Genomic DNA, 20675 nt, shown 5'->3' on the forward strand with positions numbered 1-20675 from the left:
CGAGCTAGACACCGAACATGGGCGGCAGCACCAGGACCATGATCAGGCCCCAGAAAAAATGCGTCAGCATCGGCGCCAGGATCCCGCCGGTGGCTCGCCGCTGCAAAGCATTCACCGTGCCCAGAATGATTCCGGCAAAACCCAGCATCGGGTTTCCGGCAGCCATCGTCGCGAGGACGTAGAGCACCGTGGAAATCACCAGCGGGTGATGTCGGCACAACGCCGTGTAGAGCGCGCCCCGGAAGAATGTTTCCTCGGCGACCCCGTTCACCACTGTTATCAGCACGACGAGCAAGAACGAACCCTGGTTCGCGTACAGCAGCACCCGGGTTATCAACGCCGCCACCGGGGTGATCTCGCGGACGATCAGCGCACCGACGATGAAGACACCGCCGAGCAGCAAACCGGTGGCGATCCCGGTGATCACGGGACGCTGGTTACGACCACGCCAACATATGCCGCCCAGGTGCAGCGGCCCGGAAATGAAGGCACCGAGAAACCAGACCGCCGCCAGCGTCAAGGTCAACCAGTAAAAGGCGGGATCTCCTGGCTTGGTTCGCAGCGAGAAACCCAATATCGCGGCACCGACCACCAGAGTGATTGCGACGATGATGCGCCGGCGCCGTATGACGCGGGGCGACTCGTGATGCGGCACAGCCACATTGGTGATGGCACGGCGAAATTCTTGGAACGGCGTCGTGGCGTGGGGCGGTGCGCAGGGAGCCGCCGTCGGCTGACTCATGCAGGGCGTACCTTCGGGGCCAGGGACAGCAGGACGTCGAGATAGGTCCGCACCGCCCCGGCCACCGGGCCGGGAACCAGGTTCACCAGACCCAGTGTGTGGCGTGCGAAGGACGGCGTGATCATGCGGGCTAGCCTACGGATGCGCAGTGCGTCGCCGCCGGCCCATCCCGGATCGGTGTCGGCGAGGTCGTGCGGATCGGCCAACTCGTTGACCGGCCGCGCCGACCGCTTGGTGCCGGCGATTGCCAGCGCCATGGATTCGTCCACACCCAGCAGGCCGCCAGGTGGGTCGGGCACCAGACCCCGCAGGCCGGTGCCGGACGCCCGCATCGGGTGATCCAGCGACTCGACCAGGTCGCCGGCCAGACCCGGCGGCACGGGCAGCGCCAGTGCGGTGACCCGCGAGGCCAGGGCGGTGTTGATTCCCACCACCGGAAGCGCGGCCCGCCAGCGGCCGGAGTTGCGCGCGTACGCCTTGTACAGACCCCGATAGGACGTGGTCTCCGGCCCGGCGATGTCGTAGGCGCCGGCGGGCACCTGGTCGGGATCGGCCGCGGCGACGAGGTAGTGCAGGACGTCGCGGATGGAGATCGGATCGATCGGGTTCTCCATCCAGTTCGGCATCGGCATCACCGGGAACCGGTCGGCCACATAGCGCAGCATCTCGAACGATGTCGATCCGGCGCCGATGATGATCGCCGCACCCAGCCACACCAATTCGGGACCGTTCTCCACGCTGAGCGCCTCGGCCACCTCGGCGCGACTGGTCAGATGCTCGGACAGCGCCTCGTCCTCCGGAACGAAGCCGCCGAGATAGACGATGCGGCGCACGCCGGCCTCCTTGGCCGCGGCCGCCATGTTCGCGGCCGCCTTGCGGTCCGCGTCGCGGAAGTCGGCCTGCCCGATGCCGTGAACCAGGTAGTAGACCACCTCGACCGGGTCACCGCTGTCTGCGGCGGAAGTAAAGGCCGCGTTCAGCGATAACGGGTCGGCGGCATCGAGCGCGACCGGAGTGACCTCGCGATACCAGCCGAACTCCTTGAGGCGAGCCAGTTTCCGACTGGCTACCACGACCTGGTGGCCCTCTGCCAGCAACGCCGTCACCAGCCGCGAACCGATGTATCCGGTGGCTCCTGTCACCAGAATCCGCATATTTCCAACCTAACCATTCTGCTTTCGGGGTCGTTCGAGTCCCCTGACACATACCCGGTCGCTGTCAGTACAAATCTGCGCTGGTCAGGGCGGCAATTGAACCCACCCGACGGCGGCACCGTCAGTTTCATATGCCCAGCAGCACCACCATGTCAGGGTTGAACCCCGCGGTAGCGGGTGTGGCCGTCAAGTTCCCGCGGCACCTGCACAGTCAGGAGGACACCGTCACCGCGCTGGTTGAGTTCGCCGGCCCGGAGTTCAAACGGTTCGCGATGCGCAGCGGTGTGCAGTCCCGGCACACTGCCCTGCCGCTGTCGCGTTACTCGGAGCTCAGCGGCTTCACCGAGGCGAACGACGCCTTCGTCGACCTGGCACTCGACCTGGCCGAAGAGGCGTTACTGGAAGCGCTCCGGCGAGCAGATGTCGAACCGTCCGAGGTTGACATCGTGTTCTCGACGACGGTCACCGGGCTCGCGGTGCCCACGCTCGAGGCCCGGCTGGCCTCCCGGGTGGGCCTGCGCCAGGACATCAAGCGGGTCCCGCTGTTCGGCCTCGGCTGTGTCGCGGGCGCTGCCGGGGTGGCCCGGATGCACGACTATCTACGGGCGTTTCCCGACCAGGTCGGCGTGCTGTTGGCGGTCGAGTTATGTTCGCTGACCATTCAGCGGGAAGATAACTCTGTGGCCAACCTGGTGGCTTCCAGCTTGTTCGGCGACGGCGCGGCCGCCGTCGTCACCAAGGGCGCTCATCGGGCGACCGGCGGCGGGGTGTGCCCCCGCGTCCTGGCAACGCGCAGCCGTCTCTATCCCGACACCGAAGACGTGATGGGCTGGAACATCGGCAGCGATGGTTTCCGCATCGTGCTGTCGGTAGACGTTGCGACGGTGACGGAGAAGTACCTGGGCGACGACGTCCGCAATTTCCTGGCCGACCACGGCCTGACCGTTGACGACGTGTCCACCTGGGTGTGCCACCCCGGCGGCCCCCGGGTGATCGAAGCCGTCGAGAAAGGACTCGGGCTACCCACCGACGCCCTGGACTATACTCGAGAGTCGTTGCGCACCAACGGGAATCTGTCTTCAGTTTCGGTGCTGGACGTGCTGGGAGCCAACATGCCCGATCCGCCGCCGGCCGGGTCGATCGGGCTGATGATCGCGATGGGTCCGGCCTTTTGCTCGGAGTTGGTGCTCTTATTGTGGTGACGACGATGTATTACGTACTGATCTGGGCCGTCGTGCTGGAACGACTGGCCGAGCTGGTGGTGTCCCGGCGCAACGCACAATGGTCATTTGCTCAGGGCGGCAAGGAGTTCGGTCGCCCCCACTACGTGGTGATGGTGATCCTGCACACCGCGCTGTTGGCCGGCTGCCTCGTCGAACCGGCCGCGCTGCACCGGCCCTTCCTGCCCTGGCTGGGTTGGCCGATGTTGGTCGTCGCGGTGCTGTGCCAGGGGCTGCGGTGGTGGTGCATCACCTCGCTGGGCAAGCGGTGGAACACCCGCGTGATCGTGCTGCCCCACGAGCCCCTAGTGGTACGCGGGCCCTACCGGTACCTGCACCACCCGAATTATGTTGCGGTGGTGGTCGAAGGAATCGCGTTGCCGTTGGTGCACACCGCGTGGTTGACGGCGGTGTGCTTCACGGTGGCCAACGCGGCGCTGCTGTCGGTCCGATTGCGGGTGGAGAACTCGGTGCTGGGGTACACATGACCGGTTACGACGCTGATCTGCTAGTCGTCGGTGGCGGGCCCGGAGGGCTCGCCACCGCGTTACAGGCGCGCAGGCAAGGGCTTTCGGTACTGGTGGCCGAGCCGCGGGAGAACCCGATCGACAAGGCCTGCGGTGAGGGTCTGATGCCCGGTGGGCTGGCCGAGCTCACCTCGCTCGGCGTCGACCCGGCAGGTATGCCGTTTCGCGGGATCGCCTACGTCAGCGAGAACCGGCGTGCCGAGGCACGGTTCCGCACCGGTCCCGGTCGCGGGGTGCGACGCACCACGTTGCACGCGGCGCTGGCGGCGCGCGCCAAAGAGCAAGACACCGAATGGATTCGGGCGAAGGTGACCACCGTTACGCAGGACGCCCACGGGGTGAACGCGGCAGGTGTGCGCACCAGGTGGCTGGTGGGGGCCGATGGACTGCACTCGGCGGTCCGGCGCGCGGTGGGCATCCCGGCGATGACGGGAACACCCCGCCGGCACGGGTTGCGCTGGCACTATAGAGTGCCGGCCTGGTCGGAGTTCGTCGAGGTGCACTGGTCGCGGTTGGGCGAGGCATACGTGACGCCGGTGGAACCGGACCTGGTCGGAGTCGCCATTCTGTCCCGGCAGCGACCGGACATCAATTGGTTTCCTTGGCTGGCAAAGCATTTGGACGCCGGCAGCCGGGGACAGGCCCGCGGTTGCGGCCCGCTGCGGCAGGTGGTGTCGCGCCGTGTCGCCGGCCGGGTGCTGCTCGTGGGCGACGCCGCGGGCTACGAGGACGCGCTGACCGGTGAAGGTATCAGCCTGGCCGTCAAGCAGGCGGCCGCCGTGGTCCGCGCGATCGTCGACGACGCACCGGAGTCGTACGAGCGCTCGTGGCACCGCGTGACCCGTGACTACCGGCTGCTGACCCGCGGGCTGGTGCTGGCCAGCACACCGCACGCGGCTCGCCGCGCCATCGTGCCGACGTGTGCCACGTTGTCGCCCCTATTCCGTTGGGGCGTCAACATTCTGGCGTCCTAGCTAACGGGCCTTCCAGACCGGCTGGCGCTTTTCTGCGAAGGCCAGTGGCCCCTCGCGGGCGTCCTCGGAGCGGATCAACGTGGCCATCTCGCGCGTCGTGCGCTCCCAGCCGGCTTCTTCGGAGGCGATGACGCCCTCGTCGACGCCGTAGGCGATGCGCTTGCTGGCCTGCACCGACAGCGGGGCGTTTCCGGTCACCCGCGCGGCCAGCGCCAGCGCGGCATCCAGCACCGAACCCTCGCTGACAACCTGGTTGATCAGGCCCCACTCGGAAGCGTCGGAGGCCGTCAGCGGTTCGCCGGTCAGCAACAGCTCCATGGCGACCTTGCGGGGCAACTGGTCGACGATCCGGAAAACCCCGCCAGCGGCGGCGATCAGCCCGCGCTTGACCTCCGGCAGCCCGAACTGAGCCCGCTCGTCGGCCACCACCAGGTCACTGGCCAGCGCCAGTTCGGTGCCGCCGCCAAGTGCGGTGCCGTTGACGGCGGCGATGGTGGGCTTATCGATGAAGTGGTGCACATAACCGGCGAAGCCCCACTCCGGGCGGTCCGGGTGGTAGATGTTCTCCCGCCGCGAGATCGCCTTGAGGTCGGCCCCGGCGCAGAAAGACTTGTCTCCTGCGCCGGTGATCACGACCGCCCGCACCTCGGGATCTCGCTGCGCCTCATCGAGCGCGTTGCCCACAGCAATGCTGACGGCACCGTTGACCGCGTTGCGCGCCTCAGGCCGGTTGATCGTGATGATCAACACATTGCCGCGGCGCTCGGTGAGCGCGCCGGGCTGAGCTTCGGAGCCGTTGCCGGCCTCCGTCACAGCAGCTCCAGGATGGTCGCGTTGGCCTGGCCACCACCCTCGCACATGGTTTGCAGGCCGTAACGAATTCCCTTGTCGCGCATGTGGTACAGCAGCGTGGTCATGATGCGGGCACCGGAGCCGCCGAGCGGGTGGCCCAGCGCGATCGCACCACCGTTGGGGTTCAGCTTCTTCTCGTCGGCCCCGATGTCTTTGAGCCAGGCCAGCGGAACCGGCGCGAAGGCCTCGTTGACCTCGTAGGCGCCGATGTCGTCGATGGACAGCCCGGAGCGTTTGAGCACCTTCTGGGTGGCCGGGATCGGGGCGGTCAGCATGATCACCGGGTCGGCGCCGGCCAGGGTTGCGGTGTGCACCTTGGCGATCGGCTTCATGCCAAGTTCTTTGGCCTTCTCGGCGGACATGAACAGCAGTGCCGCCGAGCCGTCGGAGATCTGCGAAGAGTTGCCGGCATGGATCACGCCATCCTCTTTGAACGCCGGCTTCAGCGAGGCCATCTTCTCCATCGGGGTGCCGCGGCGGATGCCCTCGTCCTTGAGGACGACTGATTTTTCTGGCCCTTCGGCCACCGTGATGCCGACGATCTGGTCGTCGAAAGCGCCGGAATCCTGTGCGGCAGCAGCCTTTTCGTGTGAGTCGAGGGAGAACTGATCGAGGTCCAGGCGAGAGAAGCCCCACTGCTCGGCGATCATCTCCGCGCCGATGCCCTGGTTGGGGATCTTGCCGTCGTAACGGCCCAGGAAGTTCTCCGGGTACGGCCGGCCGCCGTTGGCCAGCGAGGCCCCCATCGGCGTGCGAGACATCGACTCCACACCGCCGGCGACCACCACGTCGTAGTGACCGGCCACCACGCCGGCCGCCGCGAAGTGCACTGACTGCTGGCTGGATCCGCACTGCCGATCCACGGTGACGCCGGGCACGGTCTCGGGCCAGCCCGCCGTCAGCAGCGCGGTGCGGCCGATGTCGAGGGCCTGTTCGCCGGCCTGCATGACGCAACCCCAGATCACGTCGTCGACCAGTTCGGGGTCGATGCCGGCCTTGGTTACCAATCCGTTGAGGACCTGCGCCGATAGCTCGGCCGGGTGAACGCCGGACAAGCCGCCGTTGCGCTTGCCGATCGGGGAACGCACTGCCTCGACGATGACTGCTTCAGCCATGAGATGTCTCCTTTGACAAGTTTGAGTACCTCGATTGTCAACCAAGGGGTTGGCCGGTGCGGGGGCGGGGTGCCATTTAGGTATAAAACCTATGCTTCTGCCCGGTGGCGGTGTCGCGACGGGGAGAGGGGCGGCGACAACTTCTTCGAATGGGGCTTCGAATGAGCATTGTGTCTACCCTCAAGCGGTCACTGCCCCCGGTGTGAGGCGTCAGCTGCGGTTGAAAACGATGAACAGCCCGGCGATCAAGTCATCCCGGACCACGATGTAGTTGGCCACCGTGGGCTTTGCCGTCACCGGAGAGTCAAGCCGAGGCGCCGGCCTTGACCCTCCCGTAACGGGAGCCTTGAAAAATGAATCGGTGACCACCGCTTTGTCGATCGGCGATTTCTCCCGGATGACGCAGCTGTCCGTCAAGACGCTGCGCCACTACCACGATGTGGGCCTGCTCGAGCCGCATCGTGTCGATGCTGTTACCGGCTACCGGTACTACAGCACCGATCAGGTGGCGACTGCCCAGGTCATCCGTCGGCTGCGCGACCTCGATATGCCCCTGGCCGACGTGCGCGCCGTCCTGATCGCGGCACCGGCCGACCGCAACGCCTTGATCAGCGGCCATCTCGCAAGACTCGAAAATCAGCTCGCCGCAACGCGCAGCGCCGTGGAGTCGCTACGCGCGATTCTCCAAACGCCGGCGCCCGAGTCGCGCATCGAACACCGCACCGTAGCCGACGCCCCGGCCGCCGCGATAACGGCGACTGTCGATCGCGAGGACCTACTACCCTGGTGGCAGGGTGCAATGGGCGAACTGCGGGCGACGGTGGATGCTGGCCGCCTGCTCACCTTGACCGGTCCACCCGCGACATTGTTCGACTTCGATATCTTCTCCGATGACCGCGGCGGCACAACGGTTTTCATCCCGGTTGACGGGGAGGTTCGGCCGGTCGGCCGAGTGGTGCCGATGACCATCCCAGGCGCGGAATTGGCGGTTATCTCGCACCACGGTACGCACGACGACGTCGATCTCGCTTACAGCGCGCTTGGCACCTACGCGTCGAGCCACGAGATCAGCGTTGAAGGCCCGCTGCGCGAGTACTACGACCGGTTCTCCTGGGACACAGACGATCCCACACAGTGGGTCACGTCGCTGTGCTGGCCGATCTTCCGGGCCGACGCGTGAGCGCGCTGCAGGGCCGGCGCGCGGTTGTCACCGGCGGCACCAAAGGTACCGGTGCCGCAGTCAGCGACTGGCTCCGGTCGCGCGGAGCACACGTCACCGCGGTGGCCCGTCATCGTGGCTCCGGAACAGACGACTTCATCGCTGCGGACCTCGCGTCTCCGGCGGGAGCGCGGCAGGTAGCCAACGAGATTCGCGAACTCGGCGGGCTCGACATCCTGGTACATGTTGCCGGCGGATCCGGTGCCCCGTCGGGCGGCTTCGCAGCCCTCGACGATCAAGACTGGGCCGACGAGCTAAACCTCAACCTTTTGGCCGCGGTCCGGCTGGATCGCATGCTGCTGCCGCTGATGATCGAGGCGGGTTCAGGGGCAGTGGTGCACATCGGTTCCATTCAGAGCCGGATGCCGCTTTTCGACGGCACCCTGGGATACGCCACCGCCAAGGCAGCGTTGCGGGCGTACAGCAAGGGATTAGCGAACGAGCTGGCGCCGAAGGGGATTCGCGTCAACACCGTGTCGCCGGGATTCATCCAGACCGAGGCGGCCGAGGGTCTCATTGACCGGCTCGCCCGGGAAAACGGCGACCGCGAGGCCGCTCTGCAATCGCTGATGGCCGCACTCGGCGGCATTCCGCTCGGCCGGCCGGCCCGGCCCGACGAGGTGGCAGCGGTGGTCGGATTCCTTGTCTCGGATGCGGCGGCCGCCGTCGTGGGCGCGGACATCGTGGTGGATGGCGGTACCGTCCCGACGGTCTGACAAGCTGTCTTAGACGCAGCGCGCCGTCGGATGGTTCCATATTCAAATCTGTTGCATCAATTTGGAATTGGTGATTTGCAAGGGAATTCTTGTCAGTGGCTCCGCATAGCATGTGGCTATGGTTTCGGGTTCGCGTGAGGAGATCGTGGGGGTCTTCGATGCGCTCGATGCCGAGTTGGATCGGTTGTGTGCGTTGTCCTTTGAGGTGTTGACGAATCCGGAGCGGTTGCGGGCCTTGGAGCGTTTGGAGCGGGTGAGTCGGCGGCTGCGGGTGCCCCAGCATGTGTTGATCAACGAACTCGGCGCCCAAGCGAGCACCGAAGAATTGGGCGGCACCCTGTCGTGCGCGTTGGCTGATCGGTTGCGGATCACCAAAGCCGAAGCCAGCCGCCGTATCGGCGAGGCCGAGGATCTCGGTGAACGGCGCGCATTGACCGGGCAACCCTTGGCGCCGACGTTGAGCGCTACCGCACGCGCCCAGCGACAAGGATTGATCGGCGACGGACACGTCAAGGTGATCCGCGACTTCTTCACCCACCTGCCCACCCACGTCGATGTGTTCACCCGCGAGGCCGCCGAGGCCGACCTAGCCGGCAAGGCGCGCGAGTACCGCCCCGAGCAGGTCGCCAAATACGCCCGCCAACTCATGGACCTGCTGCACCCCGACGGCGACTACTCCGATGAGGACCGCGCCCGCAAACGCACGCTGATGCTGGGCAAGCAGGAGTTTGATGGCATGTCACGCCTGTCCGGGTTGATCACCCCGGAGTTGCGTGCGCTGATCGAAGCCATGCTGGCCAAACTCGCCGCCCCCGGCATGGCCAACCCCGCCGATGAGACCAAGGCTGATATCCGCAGCACCGGGCAACGCAACCACGACGCCCTGGCCGCCGCGATACGGACGCTGTTCGCCTCCGAACAGCTGGGCCAGCACCGCGGCCTACCCGTCACCGTGATCGTCACCACCACGCTCAAGGATCTCGAAGCCGGCGCCGGCAAGGCCCGCACCAGCGGCGGCTCCCTAATACCGATGGCCGACCTGATCCGCATGGCCGCCCAGGCACATCACTACCTGGCGATCTTCGACGACGCCAAACCGCTGGCCCTCTACCACGCCAAGCGCTTCGCTAACCCCGCGCAGCGGCTCATGCTGCACGCGCTCGAGGGTGGCTGCACCCGACCGGGCTGCGACCAACCGCCGTATCACACCGAGGTCCACCACGTCACCGGCTGGACCACCACCGGGCGCACCGACATCACCGACCTCACCCTGGCGTGTGGACCCGACAACAGACTGGCCGAAACAGGCTGGACCACCCGCAAAAACAACCGCGGCCAAACCGAATGGCTTCCACCGGCCCACCTCGACCACGGCCAACCGAGAATCAACACGTTCCATCACCCGGAAAAGCTCTTCGCGGATGAAGACGCCGAGGATCCCTAGCCGCGCAGCGCCTTCGGCGCAAAAGATGCACGCCAGCAGGAAGGTGCGGCCGATGAAGGCGGCTGGATCCACCGCGCCACCGCCAGCGAGCCCGACATCACGTGGACATCACGTCCAACGGCTCAGGCGGGAGTGAGATGGATTGGGAGGTGGGTAGGGCCCCGAAGGGAGCTGTGGCTTGACCAGATTGTCTTGCCACCGGGAGAAATTCGCGAAACGTGGGTCACGAGCTCTCGGAGTACCGCCTGTGCCTCCATTCGGGCCAGCGGCGCTCCCAGGCACATGTGTGCGCCATAGCCAAAAGCGACGTGTGTACGGGGATTCCGGTCTGCGCGGTACTGGTCTGGATTGTCGAAGGCGAGTGGGTCACGGTTCGCGGCGCCGAAAGACAGCAGGATCCGTGATCCGTCCGGGATGGTGACATCACCAACTTGGTAGTCGGCTCGGGTGTAGCGGTAGAGATTCTGGATAGGGGTAGTGATCCGAAGTTGCTCCTCGACGGCCATCGGTATGAGGTCGGGATCAGCACGGATCATGTCGTACTGCTCTGGGTTGCGCGCGAGAGTGTCGAACATGCCGCCTAGCAGGTTGGTGGTTGTCTCATTACCTGCGATCAACAGATGTATCGCGATGAGGAACAGTTGCTTATCGGTGAGACTTCCATCGGTGTTGTGTTCGAGCAATTTGCCCAACACTGTGTTGGAATCCTTCAGGCCGCCGGCGGAGAACTGCTGTAGGAAATAGCGGCGCAATGCGGTCATTGCCGCCATCGATCTGGCGGTGCCCGTCAGGCCGCGAGTGGTCAGCGAGAAGTCCATGACGCGAACAGCGTCCTCCGACCATCGCCGGAATTCCCCGATATCGCATTCGGGCACCCCAAGGATATGAGCGATCAATCGGATCGGCATGGGTATCGCCAACTGCTGCACTACATCACAGCCGGGGTGAGCAAGCACATCCGAAACCAGTTCGACGGCCAGCTTTTCGGTCATACCGCGCCATAGGTCCATAGCGCCCTTGCTGAACCCCGGCTGGACCTGCTTGCGGAGGCGCGCATGCTCCTTGCCATCGGTAAGCACCGCGAGCGGAGCCGAAAATTTCAGCCGGGTCACACCCTGGGTGCTGGTCACCTGTTCGGTGTCACGTAGCGCAGCTTTGACATCATCGAGCCGATTCAAAATGAAGGTCGCCCGCTTCGGGCTGTAATGCACACGACCAGCCCTGTGCAACGCCCGGTAGGCGTCGAATGGTTGCGCGGCGGTGACAGGGTCCATCGGGTCATAGTCGGTGTTCACCGCACCGGTCCAGCCTGCGTAGCCTCGCCGCCGGGTACGAATCGCGGCGGTTGCGTTGAGTCGCACGGCGCTGACGAAGGGCTGGAATATGTCCACCACGCTGCGCGCCGTCTCGGTGATCGCCATGGTTGACCCCTGAACAACGTCGTTCGCGTCGTGTATGCACTTCATTGCAACAAATGCAGGCTCAAATGTAACGTCCCGGTTCGAACAAGACCAGGACTTGGCTGATGTCCGTTCCAAGTTGAGACCGCTACCGACGGCCTGGTCAGGACGGGAAGCCGGATGCACGACACTGGGAAAGTCGACTGCCAGCGTGGCCCGTACTGCGCGTGGGCGGTCATCGCAATCGGGCTGTCGCACTTTCTCTGGCCAAGCGCATTCGATCCCATCAACCGGCTCGCGTTCCCGCGATATCCGCGCCGATTCACCTACGTCAATGGTGCTATTGAAACCGCGATCGGGGTTCTGATGGTCCGCTCAGAAACCCGTCGGCTCTCGAGGGTGGCGGGCGCGTGCTACGCCACTTATCTGGCCGGCAATGTAGCCCGACATAAGCGACGGATTTAGTTGCGGCGCGGCGTCTTACGAGCCGACGGGATAACCCACCGATTTGACCTCGGTGTACTGGTCGAAGCCGGCCACACCGTTCTGGCGCCCCACCCCGCTGTACTTGTAACCGCCGAAGGGAGTGTCGGCACCGTACGGAGCGCCACCGTTGACGCCGATGAAGCCGGCCCGGATGCGCCGCGCCACCGCCAGCGAGCGTTCCAGCGAACCCGACATCACGTTGCCCGCCAGGCCGTACCTGCTGGTGTTGGCGATCCGGATCGCGTCCTCCTCGTCGTCGAACGGGATGACCGACAACACCGGCCCGAAGATCTCTTCCTGGGCAATCGTCATCGAGTTGTCGACATCGGTGAAAAGCGTTGGGCGGACGAAGAATCCCTTGTCAAACCCGGTTTCGGCGTCCGGCCCGCCGACCAGGGCCGTCGCCCCCTCCTCGACACCCTTGCGGATATAACCCATCACCCGATCGCGCTGCCGCTCCGAAATGACCGGACCACAAAGGGCTCCGGGGTCCTGCGGGTCGCCGCAGGTGACGTTCTCGTAGATGCTCTTGAGGATCGCGACGCCCTCGTCGTACCGCGACCGCGGCAGCAGCATCCGGGTCGGGTTGGCGCAACCCTGGCCGGCGTGCATGCACGGCGCGATCCCGATCGCGCAGGCCAGCCCGAAGTCGGCGTCTTCCAGAACGATCGTCGCCGATTTCCCGCCCAATTCCAGGAACAGCCGCTTCATGGTGGCGGCACCCTTTTCCATGATCCGCTGCCCCACCACCGTCGAGCCCGTGAACGAGATCAGGTCGACCTTCGGCGACAACGTGAGCTCCTCGCCCACAAAGTGATCCGAAGCGGTGACGACATTGACCACACCCGGCGGGATGTCGGTCTTCTCGGCGATCAACCGGCCCAGCCGGGTGGCGTTGAACGGAGTATTCGGGGCCGGCTTTAGCACCACGGTGTTGCCGGTGCCCAGGGCCTGGCCGAGCTTGTTCACGGTGACCTCGAACGGGAAGTTCCACGGCACGATCGCGCCGACCACGCCCACCGGTTCCCGCCACACCTTGATCGACGTGTTCGCACCCGTCAGGCTGATCACCCGGTCACCGAGGTCGGTCTCCCACGCGTACTCGTCGATCAGCCGGGCCGGGTACTTCAAGCCGTCGGCGAGCGGGGCATCCAGTTGCGGGCCGAAGGTGATCGCGCGCGGCGAACCGACCTCGAGAATCAGCTCCTCGCGCAGCTCCTCCTTCTCCTCCTCGATCGCGTCGTGCAACTGCAGCAGACAGCGCTTGCGCAACTCGCGGTTGGTCGACCAGTCGCTCTCGTCGAAGGCCCGACGCGCGGCGTCGATGGCCCGGTGCATGTCCTCTTTCGACGCGTCCGCCACCTCACCGAGCGGCTCCTCGGTGGCCGGGTTGAGATTGGTGAAGGTGCCGGCCTGGCCGTCGACGAGCTTGCCGTCGATCATCATCTTCGGCTCGAACCGGACCTTTACAGTGTCAGCCATATCTGTTCAGCTCTCTTTCGACGATGCGCTGGTTGAGGCGCCGGGACCAAAAATTGCCTACGGATGCCATCCCCACGACGGCTCCCCTACGGAGAGCCTTACCGGAAACTAGCCGATTGGCAAGTTGCAACTTCGAAACACTCCCTACTGGGGGTCGAACAGAACCGGTACCGACGTCGGTGACCGGAACACCTGACCGCGAACATGTGGGTCGTCGACGTCGGGATCCAGCCGTAGATTCGGCAGCCGATCGAGCAACAGATTGATCGCGGTGCGCATCTCCAGTCGGGCCAGGTGCATGCCCAGACAGACGTGCACGCCGTGTCCCCAACCCAGGTGCGCGCGGGCCTGCCGATGGATGTCGAACTTGTCCGGGTCGGGATAGCGGTCCTCTTGACGGTTCGCCGCGCCCAGCATCGGCATCACCGTCGCGCCGGCCGGGATAGCCACCCCACCCAGCTCGGTGTCGCGGGTCGCCACCCGGGTGATGGTGAGCAGCGGCGACTCCCACCGCACGCCTTCTTCGATCGCCTGCGGCAGCAGCGATCGATCGGCGCGGATCGAGTCCAACTGGTCCGGATTGGACAGCAGCGCCAGCAGCAGGCTGCCCAGCGACCGATAGGTCGTCTCCACACCCGCCGGGAGCAGCAGTCGCAGGAACGAGAAGATCTCCTCGTCGGCGAGCTTCTCGCCGTCGATCTCGGCCGCGCCCAACGCGCTGATCAGATCGTCCTTCGGCTCGGCGCGGCGCGCCTCGAGAATGGGTGCGAAGTATTCGCACAACGCAGAGGCGGCCGCCAGTCCCCGTTCGGGGTTCATCAGCCAGCTGAGCAACGAGATCGACCAGCGCTGGAATTGCGGGTAGTCCTGCTCCGGCAAGCCGAGCAGGCCCGCTATGACCTGGCTGGGATAGTCGAAGGTGAACTCCTTCACCAGATCCGCTTTGCCATTCGGCGCGAACTTGTCGATCAGGCTGTTGGCGACCCGGCCGACCAACTCGTCCTGCCAGCGCGCCAATGACTTCTGCGAGAAGGCCTTCGACACCAGTGACCGCAGCCGACCGTGCACCGGTTCGTCCATGCCGAGCATGACACGCTCGCCGAGCACCGGGCCGAACGCGGCGATGACGGCCGCCGACGAGAAGGTCTCGTTGTCACGCAGCATCTGCTGGATGTCCTCGTGGCGATACACGATGAACATCGGCAACGACTCCTCGTGCGGCAGGGCGCCCGAGGTCTCCAGGCGTTGCACCGGTTCCTCGCGACGCAACCGGGCCAACTCGGTGTACGGGTCGCGAACGTCGCCGGAGATGGCGTCGTCGAAGGCGCCGAAGTCCTCCAGATCGTCGAATAGCTGTTCCATTTATCAGTCCCCTTCATTCGCCTTGCCGCGCCGCGCCGCCAGCGCAGCCAGACGCTGCAGTACGGGCTGCGGAAGAACGCGCGCGGCGAAAACCATCCCTCGTTGAGCAGCCGTCAGTGGATAGGCCCCGCCGCGCATCGAACCCTGCCTCGGTATGCCCAGCACGATGCGGGACACCTGATGCATGCCGGAAGCGGGAAGAACCCTGTTGAGCGCCAACAACATCGATGCATCCAGACCGACTCCGCGGCGGCGGAACGGTCGCTGGTCGTGGAGCGCCTTGACCAGTCCGTCGGTGAACCGCTCCGGTGGCCGGGCGAAACTGACCGCGAAGCGCCCGCGGGTGTTCATGGTGTGGTGCAGCCGCGCGTAAGGGCCGTCGAAGTTACGGTCATCAATGGTGCCCGCGTCGGTGATGATCTCGGTGTCATAGGTGCCCGCCACCAAGACGGTGACACCGAGACCGAAGGGCGCGATCTCGCACGCCAGCGATTCACCCCACCGCTCCATGGCTCCCTTGGCCGCCGAGTAGGGCGCCGTGCCCGGCTGACCACGCACCCCGGCCGAGCTGGCGACCAGCACGATGCGTCCCTGCCCGGCGGCACGCATCGAGGGCAGCAGCGCCTGGGTCAGGGCGACCGGACCCAAGACGCTGGTGGTGAACATCTTCTGCCACAACGTCATATCGGTCTCTTCCACCATGCCCGCGGCGGAGATCCCCGCGTTGTGGACGAGCGCATACGGTGCGCCCACCGCTTCGTCGATCGCCTTGGCCGCGGCGGCGATGGACGCGGCATCGGTCAGGTCGAGTTGGACCGGGATCAGCCGGTCGTCGTCCTCCATCGCGCCAGTTGCTTGGCGTAGCAACGCAATACCTGGCTCCGGGGTACGCATGGCCGCGACGACCCGCCACCCTTCGCGGTAAAGGCGAACGGCCGAGGCGAACCCGAGTCCGCGGGACGCGCCGGTGATGACGACGGTGCGGAGCTCAGCCATTCTTGCTCGCACAGGGGCCTTGGCCCGGTGGCGGCGGGTCGACGTGCGGGCGTCCGTCGGGCTGCCCGCTCATCCAGGTCGACCAAATGCCCACCGAGAACGGCCCCTGGGCGCCCGCCTTCTCGTAGAACCCTTGCGGGTCATAAACTTTCGCCTCGGGGTAGGGCCACGGACAGGCCACCGACGTTGCCAACTTGCTGGTCTTGATGGCGGCGAACCAGCCGCCGTACGCGAAGTACGAGACGTTGATGATGGCGAACATGACCAGGAACGTCCCCAGCACCGGCCGGCTCGGGAACAGTTTGGCCTTCGCCGCCAGCTTCTCGGCCACCGATTTTCCGGTGTCATCGCGGTAGACCAGGATTGCCGCCGGCACCATCACGAACGTCACCGAGAACGACTCCCAGATCAGCGGGAACTGGAAAGTCGTGCCAGTGAACACCGAACCCCACGGGATCACCTGCGAGTAGATGTACATGCCCCAGTGCGTCAGCGTGATCTCGAGGAAGGCGTCCATGACGAAGCCGAACACCATGGTGATCAAGCCCAGGCTGATCAACGGGTGCCGCGAAACGAACGACTCGGGGCCGCGTTTCGCCTGTTGCTTGCGCAGTAGCCAGACCGCGGGGAAATAAGGACCGAAATAGAACATGACATAACCGAATACAACGAACGGCTCCACCGTCGGCGACAGCGACACCAGCGGCCAGGACTCCGGCCAGTGGATCAGGTCGGGGTTGTACACCGCGAACGGCGCCCAGTTCATGATCGGGTCCTGCCATACGATCAGCGTGGTGCACAGGAACATCAGCATCGCCGGGCTGCCCGGATTCCGGCGCCAGCCCCTGATGAACACGATCAGCAGGACGAGCAGCGCGACCGCAGTGGCGCTGTCGAGGAAGGTGATGTAGTCCAGGCCGAACATGAACTTGACCGGCCGGGGTCGGCCCTCGACATTCGGGTTGGCCACGCGCGGATCCAGTGCGGTGCGACACACCGAGATGAACATCAGCGCGAACGCCGCCAGGGCGGCGCCGGCAATCCAACGGCCCCAATTGATCTGACGAGGCGCCGGGGCCTGCGCCGTATCGGGAGGCAGCGAGGTCTGGTCGGTACTCATGGTCAACTGTCCTCTCCGAAGCGATCAACCAGGTGCGAGTTGACGCCGTCGGCATCCAAGGTCCGTGCCACCAGATAGCCGGCGCCCATCCACGCCCGCCGCGTCCACTTGCCGAAGGACACCCGGGTGCCGGGCGCACCCGAGGCGGCCGGCAGCATCTTCACCCGTTCCAACGCCTCTTTGACCCCGCGCGGGCTGAGCGGGTGCGCGTCGCTGAACGCCCGCACCAAGGTGGCGGCGACGTCGCGGTTGACTACCGTCACGCAGTACTCCGGGCGACTGCCGTTGTATTTCTGGGCATAGGTGTCCAGGAAGTCCTGTCCGATCCGGTTCGCCTCGTCGTACTGATCGATACCGGTCCAGCCCATGAACGCATTCCACATGATCGGGTTCACCCAGGCGTTCTGCCACGCGGTGGTGGTGAACCGGGGCGGATCCCAGCCCAGCGCTTCAAGTGCCGGGTTGATGAAGACGATGCCGAAACCGAAGCCGAGGTGCACGATCGCCTCGGCCTTAGCCTCATGCAGCGTTCGCACGGCGCCATTGATGTCTTGAGCGGTCTGGGCGATGGAAACCTCGGCGACGATCCGAATGCCCTTGCGGCGGCACGCGCTTCGCAGATTCTTCAGGTAGCTCTCGCCGATCAGGCTCTGCTCCACCAGAACACCAATCTCGGCGAGGCCGCGTTTGGCCACCAGATCGGCGATGAAGATCGGCTCGTCGGTCATCGACCCCTGCGGAAAGGAGAACGTCCACTCCCCCAGCCAGTCGTCGGTGCCGGTTACGCTGATCGCCGGCACCTTGAATCGCTCTTCGATCGCCTCACGCAGCGGCACGCAGTTGTCGGTGATATTCGGCCCGAACACGACCAGGCAGCCCTCGTCGACCAGTTCGCCGTACGCGTCGATCACCGCCTTGACCGAACCCTTGGGCAGCCCCTCCACTTCGCGGTAGATCATCTGCACGGGGCGGTCCATCACACCCTGCTGCAACGCCTCCTCGAAAACCAGGTCGAAAGTCTGGGTGAACGAAGCGAACAGCTCCTCCGGAAATCCGGGCGGAAGCCGGAAGTCCATCAGGTAGCCGACCTTGATCGGTTCTGCCGTGCTTTCGTAGGACATCAGACCTCCCGGTGGACGAGCACCTTGCTTGGCTGAGCCGCTCGACCTAATATTTGTTCACACCCTAGCGGCGGCGATATGCAGCGTCAATCATCGTGGTCCCGCGCCGAGGTATACATCGACCATCTCGTCGAGCGCCCGCCCCACCGCGGCGTCGTCAGTGAGCGGTCCGGCAATCGCGGCCCGCGCCGCCTCGGCGATCGGCAGACCCTCGGCGACGAGCCGGCCCGCGGCGATGAGCACCCGGGTGGATGCGACCTCGCGCAAGCCACCTGTCTCCAGTCGCCGGATCGCTTGGCCGAACCGCACCAGCTCCGCCGCGGTCGATCCGTCCACCCCCGCCTCGTGGGCCACGATCTCCTGCTCGAGTTCGGGTGCCGGAAAACCGAATTCGATGGCGACCATGCGCTGCCGGGTGGAGTCTTTGAGGTCCTTGAGCACGCTCTGATAGCCCGGGTTGTACGACACCACCAAGCCGAATCCGGGAGCAACGTCCAGCGTCACACCGAGTCGCTCAATCGGGAGTTGCCGCCGGTGGTCCGCCAGCGGATGCAACACCACGGTGGTGTCCTGCCGGGCCTCCACCACTTCGTCGAGATAGCAGATCGCACCCTCGCGCACCGCCCTGGTCAACGGGCCGTCGACCCACACCGTCTCGTCACCACGCAGCAGGTACCGCCCGACCAGGTCGGCCGTGGTGAGGTCGTCGTGACAGGCGACGGTGATCAGCGGCCGGCCCAGGTCGTGCGCCATGGCCTCGACGAAGCGGGTTTTACCGCAGCCGGTCGGACCCTTGAGGACCAGCGCCAGACCTTGACGGTAGGCAGCCTTGAAGATCGCCTCTTCGCGTCCGACCGCCGTGTAATAGGGCCGCACCATTTCCGCCACCTCAGTGGCCGCACCGTTCCGCTGGGCAATGCCGGACTCGTTGGCCATAACTTCCCTTCTGCCGTGCCCGGAGCCTATCCGGAACAGATCTTTGTTTCAAGTCTGACGCTGCACCGCGCGGCACCGCTACCCGGCCAACTGTGTTCTGGGACAGGGCATTACTCATGACACCCGACGCCGGACTTCCGCCGAGCGCAGTGCCGATCTGAACAGGGGTCCGATGACACCGGCGAGTTGATCCGGCCGTGCGACGGTGGCATGTGCGGTGCTGCCGAACACCCGGCGCAACGAAGCCACGTCGGTTCCGGCGCCGATCGTCAGGCACACGCAACCGGTCCCCCGCCGGCGGGCTTCGGTCAGCGCACGACGCGCATCGGCGGCGCCATAGGGCCGCTCGTAGCCGTGGTCATATGCCAACCCGTCAGACAGCACCACCAACAGCCGCCGGGAGGTACCGCCGCACGTTTCCAGCACCGCCGAGCCGTGCCTGATCGCCGCGCCGAGACGCGAGTACGCGCCAGGTTCCAGACTGTTCAACCGTCTCATGACGCGGGTGTCGAGGTGGTCGTCGAACCGCTTGACGGGCACCAAGCTGACCGCGCGTCGGCCTTGAGAGTAGTAGGCGTACAGCGCAATTCGGTCACCGAGGTCGTGCAGGGCCACCATCAGGTTGGCAACGGCCGTCCGCTGCTGTTCGTGCACGGTGCGACCCGCCGTACCCGGTTCGGCGGCCGACCCCGAAACGTCGAGGAGCAACAGCACCGACAGGTCGCGCCGGCGCCGCAAGCTGTCGAGGTACACCGCCTCGTCGGGCACCGATCCGGCCCGGACCTCCACGCGGGCCTCCACCGCCGCGTCGATGTCGATGTCGTCACCCTGCGCCTGACGGTGGCGACGATGCAGACCCATGCCGAGCCGCGACAGCGGACGCCGCACGCCGATCGCGGCATCGATCCCAGGAGTGGCCGATGCTTTGATCCTCGGCTCCACCTCCTGCACGGTGCACCACTGGGGCCGATAACTCTTCCGCGCCACGTCCCACTCCGGATACTTCACGCCACTGGAACTACGTTGGGATTGCGGATCGTTGACGTCCTCGCTCGACACCGCAGCCAGTGAGGAGACGGCGTGCAAGCCGCGATTGCCCGCGTTGGTGCGATGGGTCGGGGAATCCGCGCCGGGCGGTCCGCCGCCACTGCCGGTCTTACGTGCGGAGGAGAACAACTTCTTGAACCACTTGCCGATGAAGCCACCGCCGCCCACTGGGCTGGTGAACAGGTCTGGATCGTCGGAGTCGTCGACTTCACCGTCGTCCAACTCGGCAAGCTCTGCCGCGCCCTGACTCCGCGGCACGTGCCGGGGGTCCGCTTCATCTTGCTGCTTGTTCACTCGCGCGCAGGCGGCCAGCACCTTGGCGGCGCGGATCACCCCGAACTCGGGCGGGACCTCGTCGAGTGCCCCGCGCCCTTCGGCAACCTGCAATGACGCCAGGGGCGACTCGCTGCGACCGGCGATGTCCCGATCGCCCAGCTTCGTCAGAAACGGCGGCAGCAGGCCGCTATTAGCGACGAGCGCGCGGTGGGCCTCGATCGCCAAGTACCTTCTGGCCAGCCGGGCGTGCCGGACCAGCGGGCGGACCACATCGGGATCCAGGCTGCCGGCCGCGATCAGGGAAGCCTGGACAGCCACGGTCTCCAACCGGGCCCGCGGCGCGGCGGCAACGTCGAGGTAGATCGTCTGACCATCCGTCCAGGGCGCGTCACCCGGGCGCAACTGGTCGACCGCCACCGCCCGGCCTGCGAGCGCCGAGGCGAGCATGCCCAAGCCGCGGAGCTGATCGTCGGGAGCGCCGTCTCC

General features: G+C 65.8%; 19 protein-coding genes. 7 read left to right on the forward strand and 12 right to left on the reverse strand.

Features of this window, described 5'->3' with window-relative positions; translation table 11 throughout:
* Positions 1-4: 4 nt before the first annotated feature.
* Positions 5-742: a CPBP family intramembrane glutamic endopeptidase gene (locus tag A5645_RS01235; protein WP_065037210.1), complete on the reverse strand. Its 738-nt coding sequence runs from the start codon at positions 740-742 to the stop codon at positions 5-7.
* Positions 739-1896, reverse strand: a complete 1158-nt coding sequence (locus A5645_RS01240; RefSeq protein ID WP_065128212.1) for an NAD(P)H-binding protein — start codon at positions 1894-1896, stop codon at positions 739-741. Before A5645_RS01240 ends, A5645_RS01235 begins: the two co-directional genes overlap by 4 nt.
* Positions 1897-2045: 149 nt before the next feature.
* Between A5645_RS01240 and A5645_RS01245 the strand changes: the two genes are divergently transcribed.
* Genes A5645_RS01245 through A5645_RS01255 form a run of 3 tightly spaced genes read left to right on the forward strand, consistent with a single transcriptional unit; the run spans position 2046 to position 4617 of the window.
* On the forward strand, positions 2046-3098 hold the full coding sequence (locus tag A5645_RS01245) for a type III polyketide synthase (protein ID WP_172830440.1): 1053 nt from the start codon (positions 2046-2048) through the stop codon (positions 3096-3098).
* A gap of 5 nt (positions 3099-3103) precedes the next feature.
* Positions 3104-3604, forward strand: a complete 501-nt coding sequence (locus A5645_RS01250; protein ID WP_065128247.1) for an isoprenylcysteine carboxyl methyltransferase family protein — start codon at positions 3104-3106, stop codon at positions 3602-3604.
* Positions 3601-4617 carry an NAD(P)/FAD-dependent oxidoreductase gene (locus A5645_RS01255; RefSeq protein WP_065128214.1) on the forward strand — a complete coding sequence of 339 codons (1017 nt, stop codon included), beginning with the start codon at positions 3601-3603 and terminating at the stop codon, positions 4615-4617. Before A5645_RS01250 ends, A5645_RS01255 begins: the two co-directional genes overlap by 4 nt.
* Here A5645_RS01255 and A5645_RS01260 read toward each other — a convergent pair whose 3' ends face one another.
* Both A5645_RS01260 and A5645_RS01265 read right to left on the reverse strand, forming a co-directional pair.
* On the reverse strand, positions 4618-5430 hold the full coding sequence (locus A5645_RS01260; RefSeq protein WP_065128215.1) for a crotonase/enoyl-CoA hydratase family protein: 813 nt from the start codon (positions 5428-5430) through the stop codon (positions 4618-4620). It abuts the gene before it with no gap.
* A complete protein-coding gene (locus tag A5645_RS01265) occupies positions 5427-6584 on the reverse strand; it encodes a thiolase family protein (RefSeq protein WP_065037215.1) in 1158 nt (385 codons plus the stop codon). The genes A5645_RS01260 and A5645_RS01265 overlap by 4 nt, the downstream gene beginning before the upstream one ends.
* A gap of 361 nt (positions 6585-6945) precedes the next feature.
* Here A5645_RS01265 and A5645_RS01270 point away from each other — a divergent pair, with 361 nt between their 5' ends.
* The 3 genes from A5645_RS01270 to A5645_RS01280 all read left to right on the forward strand — a co-directional run bounded on the left by A5645_RS01270 (position 6946) and on the right by A5645_RS01280 (position 9963).
* Positions 6946-7764, forward strand: a complete 819-nt coding sequence (locus A5645_RS01270) for a MerR family transcriptional regulator (RefSeq protein ID WP_081288098.1) — start codon at positions 6946-6948, stop codon at positions 7762-7764.
* A complete protein-coding gene (locus A5645_RS01275; protein ID WP_253866826.1) occupies positions 7719-8519 on the forward strand; it encodes an SDR family oxidoreductase in 801 nt (266 codons plus the stop codon). The genes A5645_RS01270 and A5645_RS01275 overlap by 46 nt, the downstream gene beginning before the upstream one ends.
* Before the next feature lie 118 nt (positions 8520-8637).
* Complete coding sequence (locus A5645_RS01280; RefSeq protein WP_065128216.1) at positions 8638-9963, forward strand: HNH endonuclease signature motif containing protein; 1326 nt, start codon at positions 8638-8640, stop codon at positions 9961-9963.
* A 122-nt stretch (positions 9964-10085) separates the two neighbouring features.
* Here the strand turns inward: A5645_RS01280 and A5645_RS01285 are convergent, their stop codons facing one another.
* Positions 10086-11384, reverse strand: coding sequence for a cytochrome P450 (locus A5645_RS01285; protein WP_065037689.1), 1299 nt, complete (start codon positions 11382-11384; stop codon positions 10086-10088).
* A gap of 159 nt (positions 11385-11543) precedes the next feature.
* Between A5645_RS01285 and A5645_RS29520 the strand changes: the two genes are divergently transcribed.
* Positions 11544-11828 (forward strand): DoxX-related protein, encoded by a 285-nt coding sequence (locus A5645_RS29520; RefSeq protein ID WP_065128217.1) that lies wholly within the window; start codon positions 11544-11546, stop codon positions 11826-11828.
* Between the two features lie 15 nt (positions 11829-11843).
* Here A5645_RS29520 and A5645_RS01295 read toward each other — a convergent pair whose 3' ends face one another.
* From A5645_RS01295 to A5645_RS01325, 7 genes are all read right to left on the reverse strand, one after another.
* Positions 11844-13331: an aldehyde dehydrogenase family protein gene (locus A5645_RS01295; RefSeq protein ID WP_065128218.1), complete on the reverse strand. Its 1488-nt coding sequence runs from the start codon at positions 13329-13331 to the stop codon at positions 11844-11846.
* A gap of 144 nt (positions 13332-13475) precedes the next feature.
* Positions 13476-14693, reverse strand: coding sequence for a cytochrome P450 (locus A5645_RS01300; RefSeq protein WP_065128219.1), 1218 nt, complete (start codon positions 14691-14693; stop codon positions 13476-13478).
* A 3-nt stretch (positions 14694-14696) separates the two neighbouring features.
* Complete coding sequence (locus A5645_RS01305) at positions 14697-15689, reverse strand: SDR family NAD(P)-dependent oxidoreductase (protein WP_065128220.1); 993 nt, start codon at positions 15687-15689, stop codon at positions 14697-14699.
* On the reverse strand, positions 15682-16809 hold the full coding sequence (locus A5645_RS01310) for a spirocyclase AveC family protein (protein WP_065128221.1): 1128 nt from the start codon (positions 16807-16809) through the stop codon (positions 15682-15684). The genes A5645_RS01305 and A5645_RS01310 overlap by 8 nt, the downstream gene beginning before the upstream one ends.
* Before the next feature lie 2 nt (positions 16810-16811).
* The gene (locus tag A5645_RS01315; RefSeq protein ID WP_065128222.1) at positions 16812-17930 is read right to left on the reverse strand and encodes an ABC transporter substrate-binding protein; all 1119 of its coding nucleotides are present in this window, start codon (positions 17928-17930) and stop codon (positions 16812-16814) included.
* Positions 17931-18020: 90 nt separating this feature from the next.
* A complete protein-coding gene (locus tag A5645_RS01320) occupies positions 18021-18866 on the reverse strand; it encodes a CbbQ/NirQ/NorQ/GpvN family protein (protein WP_065128223.1) in 846 nt (281 codons plus the stop codon).
* A gap of 114 nt (positions 18867-18980) precedes the next feature.
* Positions 18981-20636, reverse strand: a complete 1656-nt coding sequence (locus A5645_RS01325) for a nitric oxide reductase activation protein NorD (RefSeq protein WP_081288100.1) — start codon at positions 20634-20636, stop codon at positions 18981-18983.
* Positions 20637-20675: the final 39 nt, after the last annotated feature.

Origin of the sequence: Mycobacterium asiaticum, assembly GCF_001673635.1 — a bacterium.
GTDB lineage: Bacteria > Actinomycetota > Actinomycetes > Mycobacteriales > Mycobacteriaceae > Mycobacterium > Mycobacterium asiaticum_C.

Coding starts and splice junctions, on each gene's coding strand:
- A5645_RS01235 (WP_065037210.1), bottom strand. CDS start 742: ATGAGTCAGCCGACGGCGGCTCCCTGCGCACCGCCCCACGCCACGACG.
- A5645_RS01240 (WP_065128212.1), bottom strand. CDS start 1,896: ATGCGGATTCTGGTGACAGGAGCCACCGGATACATCGGTTCGCGGCTG.
- A5645_RS01245 (WP_172830440.1), top strand. CDS start 2,046: ATGTCAGGGTTGAACCCCGCGGTAGCGGGTGTGGCCGTCAAGTTCCCG.
- A5645_RS01250 (WP_065128247.1), top strand. CDS start 3,104: ATGTATTACGTACTGATCTGGGCCGTCGTGCTGGAACGACTGGCCGAG.
- A5645_RS01255 (WP_065128214.1), top strand. CDS start 3,601: ATGACCGGTTACGACGCTGATCTGCTAGTCGTCGGTGGCGGGCCCGGA.
- A5645_RS01265 (WP_065037215.1), bottom strand. CDS start 6,584: ATGGCTGAAGCAGTCATCGTCGAGGCAGTGCGTTCCCCGATCGGCAAG.
- A5645_RS01280 (WP_065128216.1), top strand. CDS start 8,638: ATGGTTTCGGGTTCGCGTGAGGAGATCGTGGGGGTCTTCGATGCGCTC.
- A5645_RS01285 (WP_065037689.1), bottom strand. CDS start 11,384: ATGGCGATCACCGAGACGGCGCGCAGCGTGGTGGACATATTCCAGCCC.
- A5645_RS29520 (WP_065128217.1), top strand. CDS start 11,544: ATGCACGACACTGGGAAAGTCGACTGCCAGCGTGGCCCGTACTGCGCG.
- A5645_RS01295 (WP_065128218.1), bottom strand. CDS start 13,331: ATGGCTGACACTGTAAAGGTCCGGTTCGAGCCGAAGATGATGATCGAC.
- A5645_RS01300 (WP_065128219.1), bottom strand. CDS start 14,693: ATGGAACAGCTATTCGACGATCTGGAGGACTTCGGCGCCTTCGACGAC.
- A5645_RS01305 (WP_065128220.1), bottom strand. CDS start 15,689: ATGGCTGAGCTCCGCACCGTCGTCATCACCGGCGCGTCCCGCGGACTC.
- A5645_RS01310 (WP_065128221.1), bottom strand. CDS start 16,809: ATGAGTACCGACCAGACCTCGCTGCCTCCCGATACGGCGCAGGCCCCG.
- A5645_RS01315 (WP_065128222.1), bottom strand. CDS start 17,930: ATGTCCTACGAAAGCACGGCAGAACCGATCAAGGTCGGCTACCTGATG.
- A5645_RS01320 (WP_065128223.1), bottom strand. CDS start 18,866: ATGGCCAACGAGTCCGGCATTGCCCAGCGGAACGGTGCGGCCACTGAG.
- A5645_RS01325 (WP_081288100.1), bottom strand. CDS start 20,636: ATGCTCGCCTCGGCGCTCGCAGGCCGGGCGGTGGCGGTCGACCAGTTG.